Below are 17726 nucleotides of genomic sequence, written 5' to 3' on the forward strand. Positions count from 1 at the left end.
CTTCATGGTAGCGATCATCGCCATCCCGACAATCGAGTGTCGGAAGCGAGCCGCAGCGGATCGGAGAGACGTGCCGCATGGACATCGCAGCCGGATCATGGCCGGCGCCGCAGGACAGCCGCCCCGGCGGGATCGAGATCGGCATCGTCATCCCGGCCCATCGCCAGCCCGGCTTCCTGGCGGAGGCGCTGGAGGCTGTGCTGTCGCAGCGCGCGCCCGGGGGCGGGGCGCCGCGTCTGGCCGCCGTGGTGGTGGATGATGGCTGCCCCTTCGCGCAGACGCGCGAGACCGGCCTGGCCTTCGCCCGGCGCCACCCGGACCGGATCTTCTACCTGCGCCGCGCCAATGGCGGGCTCAGCGCCGCGCGCAACACCGGCATCGACTTCGTGCTGCGCGCCTGGCCGGGCTGCCGCGCCCTCTATCCGCTCGACGCCGACAACCGGCTGCACCCGGATTTCCTGGCCCGCGCCCTGGCGCTGCTGGAGGAGAGCCCGGCGGAGGTGGGCTGGGTCTATCCGGACTTCGACTTCTTCGGCTTCGCCGAGAACTATTCGGCGCGGGGCGCCTACAGCGCCCTGCTGCATCAGCTGGAGAACCACTGCGAGGCCGGCAGCCTGATCCGCCGCGCCGTCTTCGAGGCCGGGCTGCGCTATGACGAGACGATGCGCGACGGCTTCGAGGACTGGGACTTCTGGCTGCGTGCGAGCCATCGGGGCTTCCGGGGCCGGCACCTGCCGCGGGCCGGCTTCCTCTACCGCAAGCGCGCCGAGAGCATGCTGGCCGGCTCCGAGCGGCGCCGGGCCGCCCTGCTCGCCACCATGCGCGGGCGCTATGGCGCGGCGCAGCGGGCGCGCGCGCTCCTCCGGCTGGAGGCGGCCGAGGCGCCGCGTTTCGCCCTGCACCTCGCCGGGGAGGAGGCGGTCGCCTTCCTGCTCGATCCGGCGGCGGAGCCGGCCGAGCGGCTGGACTGGCCGAGGGCGCATGCCCGTCTGGCGGAGAGCTTCCGCAGCCCGCAGGCCGTGCACGCGCCGCCCGTCTGCGTCTTCGCCGAGGCCGGCACGCTGGCGCGGCTGGCGGAGGCGGGCCTGCTCCGCACGGTCTTTCACCATGCGATGCTGGCGCTGCGCGAGGCCGCGCTGGTGACGGTGAGCCTGGAGGCCGAGCCGGACGGAGGTCTGGCCCTGGCCGCCGCCGCGCCGGGGGCCGAGGCGGCGCCGCTGCTCTTCGCGCGCAGCCGGCTGCTGGAGGACTGGGCGCTCGATCCCGAGCCGGACGGGCTGGAGCGCGCCCTGGAGGCGGCCCCGGCGGGGATGGCCGGCTTCCGCGTCGGGCTGCCGGAACCGGTGACGGGAGGTGGAGAGGCGCCGCCGCCGGCCCTGCCGCTGCTGCGCGCCGCCGCCGCCGGCCTGCGCGACCTCGTCCGCCGCCGCTCGGCGATGCCGGCGGACTGGCGCGCCGAATGGCGGCGGCCGCGCGCGCAGGCGCTGGAGGCCTATCCGGAACTGGCGGGCTGCGGCCCGCCGCTGCCCTATCTGGCGCCGGAGGATGGCCGGGACATCGCCTTCCTGCTGCCGCTCTTCGCCTTCGGCGGTGTCGAGAAGGTGGTGTTCAACTATGCCGCCGTGCTGCGGCGGCGCGGCTGGCGGCCGCATCTCTTCATCACCGGGGCGCGCCGCATCCAGCCGATGCCGGGGCACGCCGCCGTCTTCGAGAGCCTGAACTTCTTTCCCGGCGAGAGCATCGAGGGCGGCGACTACGATCGGCTGCATCTTGGCGCCTGCGTCTCGGGCTTCGCGCTATGGAAGGACACGCGCGACGCCGTCGGCCTGCTGGCCGGGATGGATGTGGTGGTGAACACCCATGCGCTGGGCGGGCATGGGCTGATGCAGGCGCTGCGCGGCCAGGGGGTGCGCACCTGGCTCGGCCTGCATCTGGTGGAGCGCGGCCCCTTCGGCCAGCCGCTCGGCAACCCGCACATCGCCCTGGCCTATGAGGGCGCCTATGACGGCGTTGTGGTCATCTCGGACCAGCTGCGCGACTGGTGCGTCGGCCAGGCGGTGCCGGCGGGGAAGATCGTCCGCGTGCTCAACGCGCCGTCCTACGAGCCTGTGCCGGGCCGCCCGGCGGAGGCCATGGCGGCCCGCGCGGCGCGGCCGGCGGAGGCGCCGCTGCGGCTGCTCTACCTCGGCCGGCTGGACGCGCAGAAGGGGCTTGAGCGGCTGCGCGACATCATCCTGCGGACGCGCGGGCCGCGCTTCGCCTGGCGCCTCGCCGGGCAGGCGGTGCTGGGCGATTCGGCCCTGGACCTCGGGCAGACCGGCATCGCCGTGGAGCCGCCCGCCATGGACGCGGCGGGGCTGGATGCCCTCTATGCCTGGGCCGACGTCGTGCTGCTGCCCTCGCGCTTCGAGGGCGTGCCGCTGACGGTGCTGGAGGCGCAGCGCTTCGGCTGCGTCGTCGTCGCCACCGATGTCGGCGCCGTGCCCGAGATCATCGAGGACGGCCGGGACGGCTTCCTGCTCCGGACGGACCGGGGCGAGGCGGCGGTGGTGGAGGATGCGGTGGCCCTGCTCGAGCGTCTGGCGGCGGCGCCGGCGCTGCGCCGCGCGGTGGGCGAGGCGGCCGCGGCCCGCGTCTCGGCGGCGAACTGGGAAAGGAACATGGCGGAATGGCTGGCGCGGCTCGAACTCCCGCTGGAACTCCCGCTGGAAATCCCGCCGGGGCCGGCGGCATGAGCGGCCTGCTGGCCCGCGCCGCGGACCTGCCGGCGCTGATGTCCGGCGCGCCGGCCATCCTGGTGGCGGAGACGCTGCCCGGTTGGCAGTCCCTGCGGCGGCCCGGCCTGGCGCTGTGGCGGCTGGTGGCGGCGGGCGACGCCTTTCGCCTGGTGCCGGAGGAGGCCCGGCCGGAGGAGGAGGGCTGGGAGGCCCTGGCCCTGCCGCCGGCCGGCGCGCTGGCGGTGATCCTGCCGGAGAAGGCCGCGGCCGCGGCGGCGCTGGCCGCCTGGTGGCAGGCGGCCGCCGGCCTGCCGCCGCCGCTGATCGAGGCGGCGGATGCCGCCGCGGCCGGGGCGGCGGTGGCGGCGCGGTTGCTGGACGCGCTGCAAGGCGCGCAGGCCCGCGCCGTCGCGCTCGAGCGCAGCCTGGTGCAGACCCGGCGGGACTATGAGGAGACGCGCGAGGTGGTGGCCGCGCTGTCGCGCCGCCTTGGCCATCGTCCACCATCGCCGCTGAGCCTCGCCCTGGCGCTGGAACCGGGGCCCGGGCGCCTGCGGCGCCCCGCGGGGGAGGCGCGCCTGGCGCTGCGCCAGCCGCTCGGCCTGCGCCTGCAGGGGATCGCCGCCCTGGCGCTGCATCTCGCCGCGCTGCCCGGAGGAGAGGGCGGGGAAACGGCTTCGGAGCCGGCCGGAGCCATGCGGCTGCGGCTGCGCGGCGAGGAGAGCGGCCGGATCTTCGCCGCCTGGACGCTCCCCGCCGGAGCCCTGGCGCCGGGCTGGCTGACGCTGGACCTGCCCTGCCCGCTGGGCCCGGAGCGGGAGAGCGCGGCGCTGGAACTGGTGGCGGAGGGCGGGCTCGCGGCGGGGCTGGTGCTGTCGCTGGAGGAGGGCTGGGTGCCGGCCCACCTGGCCTGCGCCGTCGCCGGCCTGCCACCCGCCGCCGAGCCGGAGGCGCGCGCCCTTGCCCTGCGCCTCTGGACCGCCGGGCCGGGCGAGCGCTTCATCGTGCCGGAACACTGGAACTGGGACGAGGCGGGGGCCAGCCTGCCGCTGGAGGGCGTGCCGCAGGCCATCGCGCCCGGGACCTGGCATGCGGCGCGGCGGGTGGCGGGGCAATGGGGGAGGGTCGACCTCGGCGGCGAGGCGCCGCGCCTGTCCGCCCGGCTGCGCGGCGCGGAGGAGGCGGCGCTGCTGCTGCCGCGCCTGACGCTCGCCGGGCATGACGTGCTGCGCCTCGACTGGTCGCTGCGCCTGGGCGAGGCGGAGGGGGCCGGGATCGGCCTCTGCCTGCTGGACCGGGACGCGGTGGTGCGCGGGCCGGCGGCCGCCCTGGCGCTGGGCTGCTTCTCCGGCTGGCGCGATCTGGCCGCCGGCAGCCTGACCATGACGCTGCCGCTCGGCCTTGGCTGGCAGGCGCAGGCGCTGATCCTGCTGCGCGGCGCCGAGGGCGGCGATCTCCAGGTCGAGCTGAGCGCCCTGAGCCTGCTGCCGGGCCGGGCGCCGGAGCGCCTGCTCGCCACGCGGGCACGGGCCGAGGCGGAGCGCGCGCCGGAGCCGCTCGCCGAGGCCGGCGTGCCGGTGGTGGGAGCGGTGGAGCTGCACCAGCACCTGCGGGGCCGCCCGGGCTACGAGCATCTCGACATCGGCCTCCGCGATCTGGCGGGCGGCGGGCAGCACTGGCCGGGCCTGCGCTTCAAGCTGGCGCGGAACAACGACACCCCCCTGCTGGAGTTCCGCCGCGCCCGGGACTGGCCGGAGGCCTTCATCGAATGGCCAGGGCGGGAGAGCGACCGGTTCGGCCCGGTGATGCGGCTGCGGCCGGCGGAGGTCGGGCGGCTGGCGGGGGCCTTGTCGCATCCGCGCGACGCGGCCCTGCTCGCCGTGCTGCTGGACCTGCTGCCGCTCATCGCCGACGAGGCGGCGCGGCAGGCCGGGCTCGGGGCGGAAGCCGGGCTCTGGCGGGAGGCCGGCGGCCGCTTCCTGGCGACGTTGCCGGATGCCTTGCCGGCCTGAGCGGGTGCCGGAGTGGAATCTCCCTGTGGCGATCGCAAAAAAGGGAAGGAAACGGCTGCAGAGCACGATATTTCCCCGGAATTTTGTGCTGTTACAAAATCACATTGACTCATATGAATAGTTAAATTCTGAATATCCCGTCCTTATCGCGATTCTGAATCGTGATTCATGATGGGAGACTGGATATGCCGCAAGCTCCGAGCCTGCCGCGCCGCGGGGTGCTGGCCGCCCTCGGCACCGCCGGCCTCGCCCTGCCACTGGCCGGCTTCGCGCCCATGGGCGCCGACCGCCGCGCCTTCGAGGCGATGCTGGCGCGCTCCCGCTGCCTCACGCCCCTGCCCGCGGCCGGCGCGGGCGGCGCGACGCGCAAGCTGACCATCGCCTGGAACGCCACCTCCATCTGCACCTCACCGATCGAGGTGGCGCGCAAGCACGGCATCCTGGCCCGGCACGGGCTGGAGGTGGAGCTGATCAATTTCGGCGGCTCGACCGAGGCACTGCTGGAGGCCATCGCCACGCGCAAGGCTGATGCCGGCGTCGGCATGGCGCTGCGCTGGCTGAAGCCGCTGGAGATGGGCTTCGACGTCAAGATCACCGCCGGCACCCATGGCGGCTGCATGCGGCTGGTGGGCGACCCCGCGGCCGGCATCACCACCGACCTCGACTCGCTGCGCGGCAAGACCATCGCCGTGACCGACATGGCGGCGGCCGACAAGAACTTCTTCGCCATGGTGCTGAAGCGCGCCGGCATCGACCCGGAGAAGGACGTGACCTGGCGCGTCTTCCCGGCGCATGTCTTCGGCCTGGCGCTGCAGCGGCGCGAGGCCGACGCCTACACGCTGGGCGACCCGGTGGCCTGGACATTGCGGCGCGACAACAACCTGGTCGAGGTGGCGACCAATCTGAGCGGCGTCTGGGCCGACAAGGCCTGCTGCATCCTGGGCGTCTCGGGCGGGCTGGTGAAGGAGGAGCCGCAGACGGCCGCCGCCCTGACCCGGGCGCTGATCGAGGCGCAGCACCTGACCGCCGAACGGCCCGAGCTGGCGGTCGAGGCCTTCCTCGAATACGCCCCCGGCCGCGTCAATCGCGACGACCTCCTGGCCATCCTCCAGACCCACACCCATGGGCACAGCCCGGTCGGCGGCGACATCCGGCGCGAGATCGAGTTCTACGCCAGCGAACTGAAGGAGGTCGGCGTCATGCGCCCGCGCACCGATCCGAAGCGCTTCGCCGAGCGCGTCACCGCCGACGTGCTGAGCGTGTGATGAGCGCCTCGGGAGTTGCCCTGAGATCCCGAGGGGATGCCGCCAGGGATGCATCCGGGGATCTCGCCACGGCGCGGGGCGCGGCGCGTCCCGGCCTGTGGCTCGGTGGCCTCGCGGCCGGGCTGGTCTGGCTGGCGGCGGCGGCGGTGATCGCCCTGCCGGAGGATCGGATCGAGGTCGGCCGCACCCAGGAGCTGGCGCTGTTGGCGGCACTGCTGGGCGGGCTGCTGCTGCTGGCCGGGCTGGCGGCGGCCTGGTCCGGCCGGGCGGGCGAGCGCCTGCGTCCGCTCGGGCCCTGGCTCGCCGTGCTTGGCCTCGGCCTCATCGGCTGGGAGCTGCTGACCGCCAAGTTCGCCCTGCTGCCGCTGCCCTTCTTCGCTTCGCCGCAGGGGCTGCTGGAGGTCTATCTGGAGGACTGGCCGCGGCTCGGCGAGAGCGTGCTGCGCTCGCTCTGGCTGCTCGCCACCGGCTATGCCCTCGGCGCCGCGGCGGGCTTCGTCGCGGGGGTGGCGCTCGGCTGGTCGCGCGCCATCGGCTACTGGGTGCATCCGGTGCTGCGGCTGATCGGCCCCCTCCCGGCCACCGCCTGGCTGCCGGTCGCCTTCTTCGTCTTCCCGTCGAGCGGCAGCGCCAGCACCTTCCTCGTCGCCCTGGCCGCCTGGTTCCCGGTCACGGTGCTGACCTGGTCCGGCGTCGCCGGCGTCAACAAGGCCTATTACGACATCGCCCGGACGCTCGGCGCCAGCCAGGCCTTCCTGGTGCTGAAGGTGGCGGTGCCGGCGGCCCTGCCGCAGGTCTTCGTCGGCCTCTTCATGGGCCTCGGCGCCTCCTTCTCCGTGCTGGTGGTGGCCGAGATGCTGGGGGTCAAGGCCGGGCTCGGCTGGTACCTGCAATGGGCCCAGGGTTGGGCCGCCTATGGCAACATGTACGCGGCGCTGATCGTCATGGCGCTGATGTGCTCCGGGCTGACGACGCTGCTGTTCAAGTCGCGCGACCGCCTGCTCGCCTGGCAGAAGGGGACGGTGCGGTGGTAGGCGCGACCTCGCGGCAGGAGCTTTCCGCCGCCGGCATGGCGCTGGAGATCGAGGGCGCCAGCCAGGCCTTCCAACTGGAGGGCCGGCCGCTGCCGGTGCTGGACGATGTCAGCCTCACGGTGCGGCCGGGCGAGTTCGTCGCACTGCTTGGCCCCTCGGGCTGCGGCAAGTCCACCCTGCTGCGGCTGCTGGCCGGGCTCGACGCGCCGGTGGCCGGGCGGGTGCTGGGCGATGGCGCGCCGATCACCGCGCCCGACCCCTCCCGCGTGCTGGTCTTCCAGGACCCGACGCTCTACCCCTGGCGCACGGTGCGGGCGAATGTCGCGCTCGGGCTGGAGGCGCGCGGCCTGCTGCGCAGCCACGGCCACCGCATCCAGGAGGCGATCGACCTGGTCGGGCTGACCGGCTTCGAGACCGCCTATCCGCACCAGCTCTCGGGCGGCATGTCGCAGCGCGTGGCGCTGGCCCGCGCCCTGGTGAACGATCCGCGCCTGCTGCTGCTGGACGAGCCGCTGGGCAAGCTCGACAGCCTGACGCGGCTGTCGATGCAGGCCGAGCTGGTGCGGCTCTGGCAGCGCAGCGGCCTGACCGCGCTGCTGGTGACGCATGACGTGGAGGAGGCGCTGGTCCTGGCGCAGCGGGTCATCGTCTTCTCGCCCCGCCCGGCGCGGATCACCGCCGAGCTGGTGGTGGACCGGCCCTATCCGCGCCACCGCGACGACCCGCATCTGGTCGCGTTGCGGCGCGAGGCGCTGGGGCTGCTCGGGCTCGCGGACTGAGAGGGCCCGGGGCGCGACGACGCGGGCGGCGGGGCATCAGGCGCCGCCGCCCGCTTCGAGCAGCGCCTCCCGCTGCATCAGCCCGGCGAGCCAGCCGGCGAAGGCCTGCACGCGGCGCGACAGGTGCCGGCGGTGCGGATAGAGCAGGGTCAGAGGCATCGGCGCGGCGCGGTGCTCCGGCAGGATCTCGGTCAGGGCACCGCTTCCGAGTTCCGCCCGGACGTCATAGGCGGGGATCTGGATCATGCCGAGCCCCGCCAGGCAGCAGGCAATGTAGGCCTCGGCGCTGTTGACGGCGACGCGGCTTCGCATCGGACAATCGCGCAGGCGCCCTCCCTCCTGCCATTCCCAGGGCTCGGTCCGGCCGCTGGTGGGCGAGATGTAGTTCACCGCCCAGTGCGCGCCGAGCTCCTCCGGGCCGCGCGGCGTGCCATGCCGGGCGAGGTAGGCGGGGCTGGCCACATTGATCAGCGGCAGGGCGCCGAGCGGGCGCGCGATCAGGCTGGATTCCGCCAGAGGCCCGACGCGCAGCGCGCAATCCAGGCTGTCCTCGACGAGGTTCACCGCACGGTCCGTGACGCCGAGTTCGATCTGCAGGCCCGGGTGGCGTTCCAGGAAGTCGGGCAGGGCCGGCGCCACGATCAGGCGGCCGACGCGGCCCGGCACATCGACCCGCAGCGTGCCGGCGAGGCTCGTGGCCGTCTGGCGGAACAGCCCCTCGGCCTCCTCCACATCGGCGATCAGACGGAGGCAGCGCAGGTGGAAGGCCGCCCCGTCGCTGGTGGGCGCCACCTTCCGCGTGGTCCTGTTCAGCAGCCGTGTCCCCAGCCGGCCCTCGAGCTCCTGCACCGCCGCCGAGACCGAGGAGCGCGGCAGGCCCAGCATGTCGGCCGCGCGGGTGAAGCTGGCGCAGTCCACGACCTTGGCGAAGATGCGGTAGAGCTCGATACGGTCCATGGGCCTGGCCTGATTGTTCGCCCTGGCTGACAGGTTCTGGCAGAACTCGCGGCTTTATGCGTCGTCCTCGGATCTTAGCCTGTTCCGGTCATCGGGAAAGACGAGGAGCAGGCACCATGGCCGATCATGAAATCCGGGATAAGACCATCCTCATCGCGGGCGGGGCGAAGAATCTGGGCGGCCTCGTCGCCCGCGATCTCGCCGCGCGGGGCGCGAAGGCGGTGTTCATCCATTACAACAGCACCGCCTCGCGGGCGGAGGCCGAGGCCACGCTGGCGGCGGTGAAGGCGGCCGGGGCCCAGGCGGCGGCCTTCAAGGGCGACCTGACGACGGCCGGCGGCATGAAGGCCCTCTTCGACGCCGCCCGGGAGGCCTTCGGCGCGCCGGACATCGCCATCAACACGGTCGGCAAGGTGCTGAAGAAGCCGATCGTCGAGATCACCGAGGCCGAGTACGACGAGATGAGCGCCGTGAACGCCAAGGCCGCCTTCTTCTTCCTCCAGGAGGCGGGGCGGAACCTGCGCGACCAGGGCAAGGTGGTCACGGTCGTCACCTCGCTGCTCGGCGCCTTCACGCCCTTCTACGCCAGCTATGCCGGCACCAAGGCGCCGGTGGAGCATTTCACCCGCGCGGCCGCGAAGGAATTCGGCGAGCGGGGCATCTCCGTCACCGCCATCGGCCCCGGCCCGATGGACACGCCCTTCTTCTACCCGGCCGAGGGCGAGGACGCCGTGGCCTATCACCGCACGGCGGCGGCCCTGTCGCGCTTCTCCCGGACCGGCCTGACCGATATCGAGGACATCGTCCCCTTCATCCGCTTCCTGGTCTCGGAAGGCTGGTGGATGACCGGCCAGACCATCCTGGTGAACGGCGGCTACACGACCAAGTAAGGCGGCTGTGGCGCGCGGCCGCGCCCACCGCGCGCCCCGCCGCTCAGGAGCGGTAGGAGCCGTTGATGTCGATGTAGCCGTGCGTCAGGTCACAGGTCCAGGCGGTGGCCTTGCCGCGGCCGAGGCCGAGATCGACGGCGATCTCGATCTCGCGCCCCTTCATGTGGGCGACGACGGGCGCCTCGTCATAGCCCGGCACCACGCCGCCCTCCCGCGCCATCCAGGTGCCGCCGACGGCCACCGACAGCCGGTCGCGGTCGGCCGGCTCGCCGGCCTTGCCCACGGCCATGACGATGCGGCCCCAGTTGGCGTCCTCGCCGGCGATGGCGGTCTTGACCAGCGGGGAATTGGCGATGGCCATGGCGATGCGCTGCGCCGAGCGCGCGGTGGTCGCGCCGGTCACGTCGATGCGGATGAACTTCTGCGCGCCCTCGCCGTCGCGCACCACCTGCAGCGCCAGATCGAGCAGCAGCTCGTGCAGGACGCGGGCGAAATCCTTCAGCACAGCACCGCCTTCCGCCGGCACGCGCGGGTGCTTCGCCTGGCCGGTGGCGAAGACCAGCACCGTGTCGCTGGTCGAGGTGTCGGAATCGACCGTGGTGCGGTTGAAGCTGGCGTCCACGCCCTTCCTCAGCACCGCCTGCAACGCGGCGGCCGGGATCTTCGCGTCGGTCGCGATGAAGCAGAGCATCGTCGCCATGTCGGGCGCCACCATGCCGCTGCCCTTGGCGATGCCGGCGATGGTGACCTCGGCCCCGCCGATCATAGCCTTGCGGACGCTGCCCTTGGGGAAGGTGTCCGTGGTCATGATGCCGCGCGCGGCGTCGGCCCAGGCATCCTCCGACAGGGCCGCGTGCAGGGCGGGCAGGGCGGCGGTCAGCTTCGCATGCGGCAGCGTCTCGCCGATCACGCCGGTGGAGGCCAGGAACACCTCCCGCGGCTTGCAGCCGGCGAGCGCCGCGGCCGCCTCGGCGCTGGCCTGCACCGCGTCGCGCCCCGCCTGGCCGGTGAAGACATTGGCATTGCCAGCATTGACCACCAGCGCCCGCGCCTTGCCGCTCTTCAGCGCCGCGCGGCACCAGTCCACCGGCGCGCCGGGGCACTTGTTGCGCGTGAAGACGCCGGCCACCGTGGTGCCGGGCGCGAACTCCATCAGGGTGAGGTCGTTGCGGCCCTGGTAGCGGATGCCGGCGGCCGCCACGCCCAGCCGGACCCCGGCGATGGGCGGCAGGGGCGGCAGCGGGACCGCGAGGGGGGAAACGGGGAGATCCTTGGCCATGGGCGCGTCCGTCCTCATCAATGCGCGCGGCAGCGTTACCCTGGCTTTGGCCAATGAAAAAGGCCGGGCGCGGTGATTTCCCGCGCCCGGCCCCATCGCGCCCCGTCCGGAGGGCCTCCGCGATGCCCGCCCTACTTCCTCGGCGGCGGCGCGGCGCCGTCCAGCAGGGAAGGCGCCGGCTGCGGCGCGCGGGGCGAACCGTCCATGTTGAAGCGCTCGATCGTGGCGGCGGCCTGCACGCGCTCCACCGCCTCGTTCACCGCTTCCTCGAAAGCCGCCTGGCGCAGCGTCTCGGCGCTCTCCTCGAAGCTCGGCACCGCGGCGGTGCGGCGATCCTCGAGCTTGATGATGTGCCAGCCGAAGGCGCTGCGCACCGGCTCCCGGCTCGTCTCGCCCTTCTTCAGCGCGAAGGCGGCATTGGCGAATTCCGGCACCATGTCGCTCTTCTTGAAGAAGCCGAGGTCGCCGCCTTCCTGGCCGCTGCGGTCGCTCGAGAACTTCTTCGCCACGGCGGCGAAATCGGCGTTGGGCTTGCGCAGCTCGGCCAGCAGCTTGCGCGCCTCCTCCTCGGAGCTGACGAGGATGTGGCGGGCATGCACCTCCTCCTCGCCCGGCTTGGAGGCGATCTCCTTCTGGTAGCGCTCGCGCAGCGCCTCGGGCGTCAGGGCCGGGGCGATCTCGCGCCGCAGCAGGGCCTGCTGCAACTGCTCCTCCTCGGCCCGGCGGATGGCGCGCTGCACGGCCGGCTCCTGGTCGAGCTTCTGCGCCCGGGCGGCGGCGACGAGGGCCTTCTGCGCGATCAGCTGATCGACCACCAGGGGAAAGAGCATCGGACCCGGCGCGCCCCGCAGCTGCTCCGGCAGCTCGGCGATGGCGGCCTGGACATCGGCCAGGTGAAGCTCCTCGCCATCGACGCGGGCGACGACCGGATTGCCCTCGGCCGGGAGGGTGGAGCCCGGGGCCGTGGACTGGGGCGAGGGCGGCTGCGGCGTGGGGGCGCCGGGCGGCGGGCTCGCCGGAGCCTGGGCCAGGGCGGGGCTGAGCAGGAAGGGAAGCAGGAGAAGAGGTCGGGTCAGTCGGGTCAAACGCATCAACCGCATGTGCCTTCGCGAAGAGAGGCTTCAAGATGCCGGAAGCGCGCCGCCGCCACAATCGCGGCCTTGTTGCGCCCGGAATGGCCAGGAGGCCAGGGCGGGACCGGGTTCCGCGGCGTGATCCGCTTGAAGCGGACGGCATTCCCCTGTATTTGCGAAATCAATTCGTTAATCCCGAGAATCACGATCGGAGCCTGGGCATGTCCAAGATCCATGTCATCCATGAGAACCCCGCCTGGCTGCCGCCGCTGGCCGCCGCCTTCGACCGCGCCGGTCTCCCCTGGGCCGAGATGGACCTCTCGCGCGGCAGCTTCGACCTCTCCGCCCCGCCGCCCGAGGGGGTCTACTACAACCGCATGAGCGCCTCCTCCCACACGCGCGGCCATCGCTACTCGGCCGAGCTGACCGCGGCGGTGCTGGCCTGGCTGACGCGATACGGCCGGCGGGTGGTGAACGGGCCCCGCGCGCTCGACCTCGAGATCAGCAAGGCGCGGCAATACGCGGCGCTGGAGATGGCCGGCCTCGAGGTGCCGCGCACCGTCCTGGTGCACGACGCGCCGGAGGCACTCGTCGCCGCCGCCCGCCGCCACTTCGCGCCCGGCCCGCTGATCCTGAAGCCGAACCGCGGTGGCAAGGGGCTGGGCGTGCGGCTCTTCCCCTCGGTGGAGGCGCTGGCCGCCCATCTCGACACCGCGCCGTCCGACGAGGCGCCGGTGGACGGCCTCTGGTTGCTGCAGGACTATGTGCGCGCCGCCCGCCCGGTGATCACCCGGGCCGAATTCGTCGGCGGCCGCTTCGTCTATGCGGTGGAGGTCGACACCACGGCGGGCTTCGAACTCTGCCCGGCGGATGTCTGCGCCGTGGGCGAGGCCTTTTGCCCCGCCGGCGAGGCGCCCGCCGCCGCGCCGGCCACTGTGCCGGCCTTGGCGGCGCCGCGCTTCACCGTGCTGCGGGACGGCATCGAGGCGCCGCTCCGGGCGCGGCTGGAGGGCTTCCTGGCCCAGGCGGGGGTGGACGTCGCCGGCATCGAGTTCATCCGCGACCCGGCCGGCCGCACCCTGGTCTACGACGTGAACACCAACACCAACTACAACGAGGCGGCCGAACAGGCGGCCGGCCTGGCCGGTACGCCGGGCTCCGGCCCGGGCGCGCTCGCCGCCTATCTGGCCGCCGAGTTGCGCCGCGGCCTGCCCGCCGCGGCCTGAGGCCGGCGCGCCAGGGGAGAGGGGCACCAGGGGAGGGGGCACCAGGGGCGGCGCCCCCTCCCGTGCGAGGATGACTTTCCGGGCTGTCATTCCTCCTTTCGTTGACCCTGGTCCGGTCGCCGCCTATCTGTTCACCCCAAAGCAGCCTGTTGCCCGCCATGGGTCCGGTCCCGCCTTCCGGACAGACCCCGGCGCGCCCTCGGCCGCCCGCCACCGGCGGGCCGGGCGGGGGCAAGGGCGGCCCTCGGAGATTTTCGCAGCCCCATGTTCGCCCGCCTCGCCCGCGCCGTCTTCGGCTCAGCCAACGACCGCATGCTGAAGCAGTTCAGCGCCCGGCTGCCCGCCATCACGGCCTTCGAGCCTCAGCTCGCCGCGCTCTCGGACGAGGCGCTGCAGGCCCAGACGCCGAAGCTGAAGCAGCGCCTGGCCGCGGGCGAGGGCCTGGACGACCTGCTGCCGGAGGCCTTCGCCACGGCGCGCGAGGCCTCGAAGCGCGTGCTCGGCATGCGGCATTTCGACGTGCAGATGATCGGCGGCATGGTGCTGCATTCCGGCCGCATCGCCGAGATGAAGACCGGCGAGGGCAAGACCCTGGTGGCGACGCTGGCGGTCTATCTGAACGCGCTGGCCGGCAAGGGCGTGCATGTCGTCACGGTGAACGACTACCTGGCCACGCGCGATTCCGAGCATATGGGCCGGCTCTACAATTTCCTCGGCCTGTCCTGCGGTGTCATTGTCCATGGGCTGACCGACGAGGAGCGGCGCGCGGCCTATGCCTGCGACATCACCTACGGCACCAACAACGAGTTCGGCTTCGACTACCTGCGCGACAACATGAAGTACCGGCTGGAGGACATGGTCCAGCGCGACTTCAACTACGCCATCGTCGACGAGGTGGACAGCATCCTGGTCGATGAGGCGCGCACGCCGCTGATCATCTCCGGTCCCGCCGAGGACAGCTCGGACCTCTACCGCAATGTCGACGCGGTGGTGCGCGAGCTGGTCAAGGACAAGGAGACCTATGACAAGGACGAGAAGCAGCGCGCGGCCAACCTGACCGAGGCGGGCACGGCGCGGGTCGAGGAGATGCTGACCCAGGCCGGGCTGCTGACCGAGGGCAATCTCTACGACTTCCAGAACGTGACGCTGGTGCATCACGTCAACCAGAGCCTGCGCGCCCATGTGCTCTTCGCCCGCGACGTGGACTACATCGTCAACCGCGAGGGCAAGCTCATCATCATCGATGAGTTCACCGGCCGCATGATGGAGGGCCGCCGCTACTCCGAGGGCCTGCACCAGGCGCTGGAGGCGAAGGAGGGCGTTGAGGTCCAGCCGGAGAACCAGACGCTCGCCTCGATCACCTTCCAGAACTACTTCCGCCTCTATCCGAAGCTGTCCGGCATGACCGGCACGGCGGCGACCGAGGCCGATGAGTTCGCCGAGATCTACAAGCTCGAGGTGGTCGAGATCCCGACCAACGTGCCCGTCATCCGCCAGGATGGCGATGACGAGGTCTACCGCTCGGCCGGCGAGAAGTACGCCGCCGTCGCCGCGCTGGTGAAGGAGGCGCAGGCGCGCCGCCAGCCGGTGCTGGTCGGCACCACCTCGATCGAGAAGTCCGAGCTGATCAGCGAGCTGCTGAAGAAGGAGGGCGTGCCGCACAAGGTGCTGAACGCGCGCTACCACGAGCAGGAGGCCGGCATCATCGCCCAGGCCGGCCGGCCGGGCGCCGTCACCATCGCGACGAACATGGCCGGGCGCGGCACCGACATCAAGCTCGGCGGCAATGCCGAGATGCTGGCGCAGCAGAGCCTCGGCGGCGTGCACGAGGGGCCGGAGTACGAGGCGGCGCTGGAGCGCTTCCGCGCCGAGGTCCGGCAGGACGAGCAGACGGTGAAGCAGGCCGGCGGCCTCTTCGTCATCGGCACCGAGCGGCATGAATCGCGGCGCATCGACAACCAGCTCCGCGGCCGCTCCGGCCGCCAGGGCGATCCGGGCGCCAGCCGCTTCTTCCTCAGTCTGGAAGACGACCTGATGCGGATCTTCGGCAGCGACCGCATGGGCGGCATGCTGCAGAAGCTCGGCCTCAAGGAAGGCGAGGCCATCATCCATCCCTGGATCAACCGGGCGCTGGAGAAGGCGCAGAAGAAGGTCGAGGCGCGCAACTTCGACACGCGCAAGAACCTGCTGAAATACGACGACGTCATGAACGACCAGCGCAAGGAGGTCTATGCCCAGCGGCGCGCCTTCATGCAGGCGCAGGACGTGTCGGAGACGGTGGAGGAGATGCGGCGCGAGACCGTCGCCGCCATGGTCGCCCGCGCCATCCCGGAGAATGCCTATCCCGAGCAGTGGGATCTGGCCGGCCTGCAGGCGCAGGTGCGCGAGCAGCTCGGCCTCGACCTGCCGGTGGAGGAATGGGGCCGCGAGGAGGGCATCGACGAGGTCGCGGTGCGGGAGCGGCTGGAGCAGGCGACCGACCAGGCTGCCGCGGCGCGCGCCGCCAACATCGGCCCGGACCTGATGCGGATGGTCGAGAAGAGCGTGCTGCTGCAGGTCTTCGACGCGGTCTGGAAGGAGCACCTGCTCAACCTCGACCACCTGCGCCAGGGAATCGGGCTGCGCGCCTATGGCCAGCGCGATCCGCTGAACGAGTACAAGAGCGAGGCCTTCAATCTCTTCACCAGCATGCTGCAGGACCTGCGTGAGCGGGTGACCTCGCTGCTCCTGCGCATCGAGCTGGCGCCGAACGCGCCGCCGCCGATGCCGGAGCCGGTGATGGTGACCGACATGCGCCACCCCGAGCCGGACATGGCGGGGCTGGAGGTGGCCGGTGCGGCCGGTGGCGCGGCCGGCTGGGAGCATGCGCCCGCGGGTGCCGCCTTCGCGCCCGCCCCGTCGCGCGCGCCGGAGGGCGTCGATCCGCAGGATCCCGCCACATGGTATCGCACGCCGCGCAACGCGGCCTGCCCCTGCGGTTCGGGCCGGAAATACAAGCACTGCCACGGCCGCGCCGGCTGAGACGGCCGGCGCCCGCCACCTAGCCGGTGCTGACAAGCCCGGCGTGGTGCTGGGCCAGCCAGCCCTGCACCGCGCCCGACAGCGCGACGGCCAGCTGCCTGCGGTGAGCCGGCCGGTTCAGCGCCGCCTCGTCGCGCCGGTCGCTCAGGAAGCCCATCTCGACCAGGATGCTCGGCACCTCCGGCGCCTTGAGCACGGCGAAGGAAGCCTGGCGATGGGTGTTGGGCAGCAGCGTGACGGAGCGGCCCAGACCTTCGACCGCGAAGCGCGCCATGCGCGCGGAGCCGATCTTGGTCTCCTGCCGCACCAGCGAATAGAGGATGCGCTCGATCTCGGGTGAGACCGGGGGCAGGCGCAGCCCCCCGGCGGCGTCGGCGGCGTTCTGGCTCTGCGCCAGCCGGGCCGAGAGCCCGTCCGAGGCGCGGTCGGACAGGGTGTAGACGCTGGCGCCCCGCGCGCCGGGCGCGGAATCGGCGTGCAGCGAGATGAACAGCGCCGCCTCGCGCTTGCGGGCGAATTCCACGCGCCCATCCAGCGGCACGAAGACATCGCGCGAGCGGGTCATCGCCACCCGGCAGCGCCCGCTTGCCTCGAGCTGCTTCTTCAACTCCTGGGCGGCGGCGAGGGTGATGCGCTTCTCATAGGTGCCGGCGACGCCGATGGTGCCGGGGTCCTTGCCGCCATGGCCCGGGTCCAGCACGATCAGCGGCAGGCCCGATGCCGTCGTTGTCCCACGGCCGCCGCCGGTTCCGCCGCCGGCCCCGCCGATGGTTCCCTGGCCGCCGCCATTGCGCACGAGCAGGGCATGGCTGGTCTGGGTGCCCGGGGCGATGTCGATCACCAGCCGGCTGCCGCTCGCGCTGCGGGAGACCGAGACCGGGCCCGTGAGGTCGATCAGCAGCCGCCGGCCGGCGCTGTCCCAGCGGGCGGCGTCCACCGGCCCGCTGCCGCGCAGCCGCGCGGGCGCGCGCCAGGTGCTGCCGGGAAGCGAGAGGATGAGACGCGCCGGCCGCGCCGTGGCGGTCAGCTTCCAGGCGGTCGCGGTGTTGGCGCTGACGGTCAGGCGAGCGCGCCCGCGTCCCGCGCTTTCCAGCCGCGCCTCGGTCACCGCCGCGATGGCCAGGCCGGGAAGGCCGACGAGGCCGAGCGCCAGGCCCAGCAGATCCCGTCGGCCGCTCAAGAAGGTCATGGCATGGTTCCCCCAATCCAGGCCCCGCCGCCGCCACATGCCGGGATCGCCCCCCGATCCACCGCCATGCTGTCCTGCCTCGCGCCGGGCGCGGTCTGGCCGGAAAAGCCGCCACGCGCCGCCAGGGCGAGAGGCCGCCGGCAGGATCGCCCCGCCTCTAACACGGCAGTCTCGCGGGATCACGGCATTACTTCATGTAACATCTGAGCCTTGCAATGCCTTGTGGAAGGCGAGGGGGGGGCCTATGGTGCCTTGCCCCGGCGGCAGACGCCGCCGGTGGAGGT

General features: G+C 72.8%; 13 protein-coding genes. 8 read left to right on the forward strand and 5 right to left on the reverse strand.

Annotation, left to right across the window (positions count from 1 at the left end; genetic code table 11):
• Positions 1-77: 77 nt before the first annotated feature.
• From ACF3NH_RS11905 to ACF3NH_RS11925, 5 genes are all read left to right on the forward strand, one after another.
• Positions 78-2735 carry a glycosyltransferase gene (locus tag ACF3NH_RS11905; protein WP_422923027.1) on the forward strand — a complete coding sequence of 886 codons (2658 nt, stop codon included), beginning with the start codon at positions 78-80 and terminating at the stop codon, positions 2733-2735.
• Positions 2732-4729 carry a DUF6212 domain-containing protein gene (locus ACF3NH_RS11910; protein ID WP_422923029.1) on the forward strand — a complete coding sequence of 666 codons (1998 nt, stop codon included), beginning with the start codon at positions 2732-2734 and terminating at the stop codon, positions 4727-4729. Before ACF3NH_RS11905 ends, ACF3NH_RS11910 begins: the two co-directional genes overlap by 4 nt.
• Positions 4730-4914: 185 nt before the next feature.
• Positions 4915-5994: an ABC transporter substrate-binding protein gene (locus ACF3NH_RS11915; RefSeq protein ID WP_198366457.1), complete on the forward strand. Its 1080-nt coding sequence runs from the start codon at positions 4915-4917 to the stop codon at positions 5992-5994.
• Complete coding sequence (locus ACF3NH_RS11920; RefSeq protein ID WP_198366458.1) at positions 5994-7028, forward strand: ABC transporter permease; 1035 nt, start codon at positions 5994-5996, stop codon at positions 7026-7028. Before ACF3NH_RS11915 ends, ACF3NH_RS11920 begins: the two co-directional genes overlap by 1 nt.
• Positions 7029-7063: 35 nt before the next feature.
• Positions 7064-7807, forward strand: a complete 744-nt coding sequence (locus ACF3NH_RS11925; protein WP_198366597.1) for an ABC transporter ATP-binding protein — start codon at positions 7064-7066, stop codon at positions 7805-7807.
• A gap of 36 nt (positions 7808-7843) precedes the next feature.
• On the opposite strand, the gene ACF3NH_RS11930 is transcribed toward ACF3NH_RS11925, so the two are convergent.
• On the reverse strand, positions 7844-8764 hold the full coding sequence (locus ACF3NH_RS11930) for a LysR family transcriptional regulator (RefSeq protein ID WP_422923032.1): 921 nt from the start codon (positions 8762-8764) through the stop codon (positions 7844-7846).
• A gap of 116 nt (positions 8765-8880) precedes the next feature.
• Between ACF3NH_RS11930 and ACF3NH_RS11935 the strand changes: the two genes are divergently transcribed.
• Positions 8881-9654: an SDR family oxidoreductase gene (locus ACF3NH_RS11935; RefSeq protein ID WP_422923034.1), complete on the forward strand. Its 774-nt coding sequence runs from the start codon at positions 8881-8883 to the stop codon at positions 9652-9654.
• Between the two features lie 43 nt (positions 9655-9697).
• On the opposite strand, the gene argJ is transcribed toward ACF3NH_RS11935, so the two are convergent.
• The 3 genes from argJ to ACF3NH_RS11950 all read right to left on the reverse strand — a co-directional run bounded on the left by argJ (position 9698) and on the right by ACF3NH_RS11950 (position 12251).
• On the reverse strand, positions 9698-10933 hold the full coding sequence (argJ, locus tag ACF3NH_RS11940; RefSeq protein ID WP_422923036.1) for a bifunctional glutamate N-acetyltransferase/amino-acid acetyltransferase ArgJ: 1236 nt from the start codon (positions 10931-10933) through the stop codon (positions 9698-9700).
• 131 nt (positions 10934-11064) lie between these two features.
• Complete coding sequence (locus ACF3NH_RS11945) at positions 11065-12024, reverse strand: peptidylprolyl isomerase (protein WP_422923038.1); 960 nt, start codon at positions 12022-12024, stop codon at positions 11065-11067.
• Positions 12024-12251, reverse strand: a complete 228-nt coding sequence (locus ACF3NH_RS11950; protein WP_422923040.1) for a hypothetical protein — start codon at positions 12249-12251, stop codon at positions 12024-12026. The genes ACF3NH_RS11945 and ACF3NH_RS11950 overlap by 1 nt, the downstream gene beginning before the upstream one ends.
• Between ACF3NH_RS11950 and ACF3NH_RS11955 the strand changes: the two genes are divergently transcribed.
• Together ACF3NH_RS11955 and secA are read left to right on the forward strand one after the other, a co-directional pair.
• Positions 12228-13232 (forward strand): ATP-grasp domain-containing protein, encoded by a 1005-nt coding sequence (locus ACF3NH_RS11955; protein WP_422923042.1) that lies wholly within the window; start codon positions 12228-12230, stop codon positions 13230-13232. The two genes, ACF3NH_RS11950 and ACF3NH_RS11955, sit on opposite strands and share 24 nt — an antisense overlap.
• Positions 13233-13496: 264 nt before the next feature.
• Positions 13497-16253 (forward strand): preprotein translocase subunit SecA, encoded by a 2757-nt coding sequence (gene secA / locus ACF3NH_RS11960; protein ID WP_422923044.1) that lies wholly within the window; start codon positions 13497-13499, stop codon positions 16251-16253.
• Between the two features lie 19 nt (positions 16254-16272).
• On the opposite strand, the gene ACF3NH_RS11965 is transcribed toward secA, so the two are convergent.
• Entirely contained in the window at positions 16273-17442 is a 1170-nt protein-coding gene (locus tag ACF3NH_RS11965) for an N-acetylmuramoyl-L-alanine amidase (RefSeq protein WP_422923046.1), read from the reverse strand.
• Positions 17443-17726: the final 284 nt, after the last annotated feature.

This window comes from Pseudoroseomonas sp. WGS1072, assembly GCF_049340465.1.
Lineage (GTDB): Bacteria > Pseudomonadota > Alphaproteobacteria > Acetobacterales > Acetobacteraceae > Pseudoroseomonas.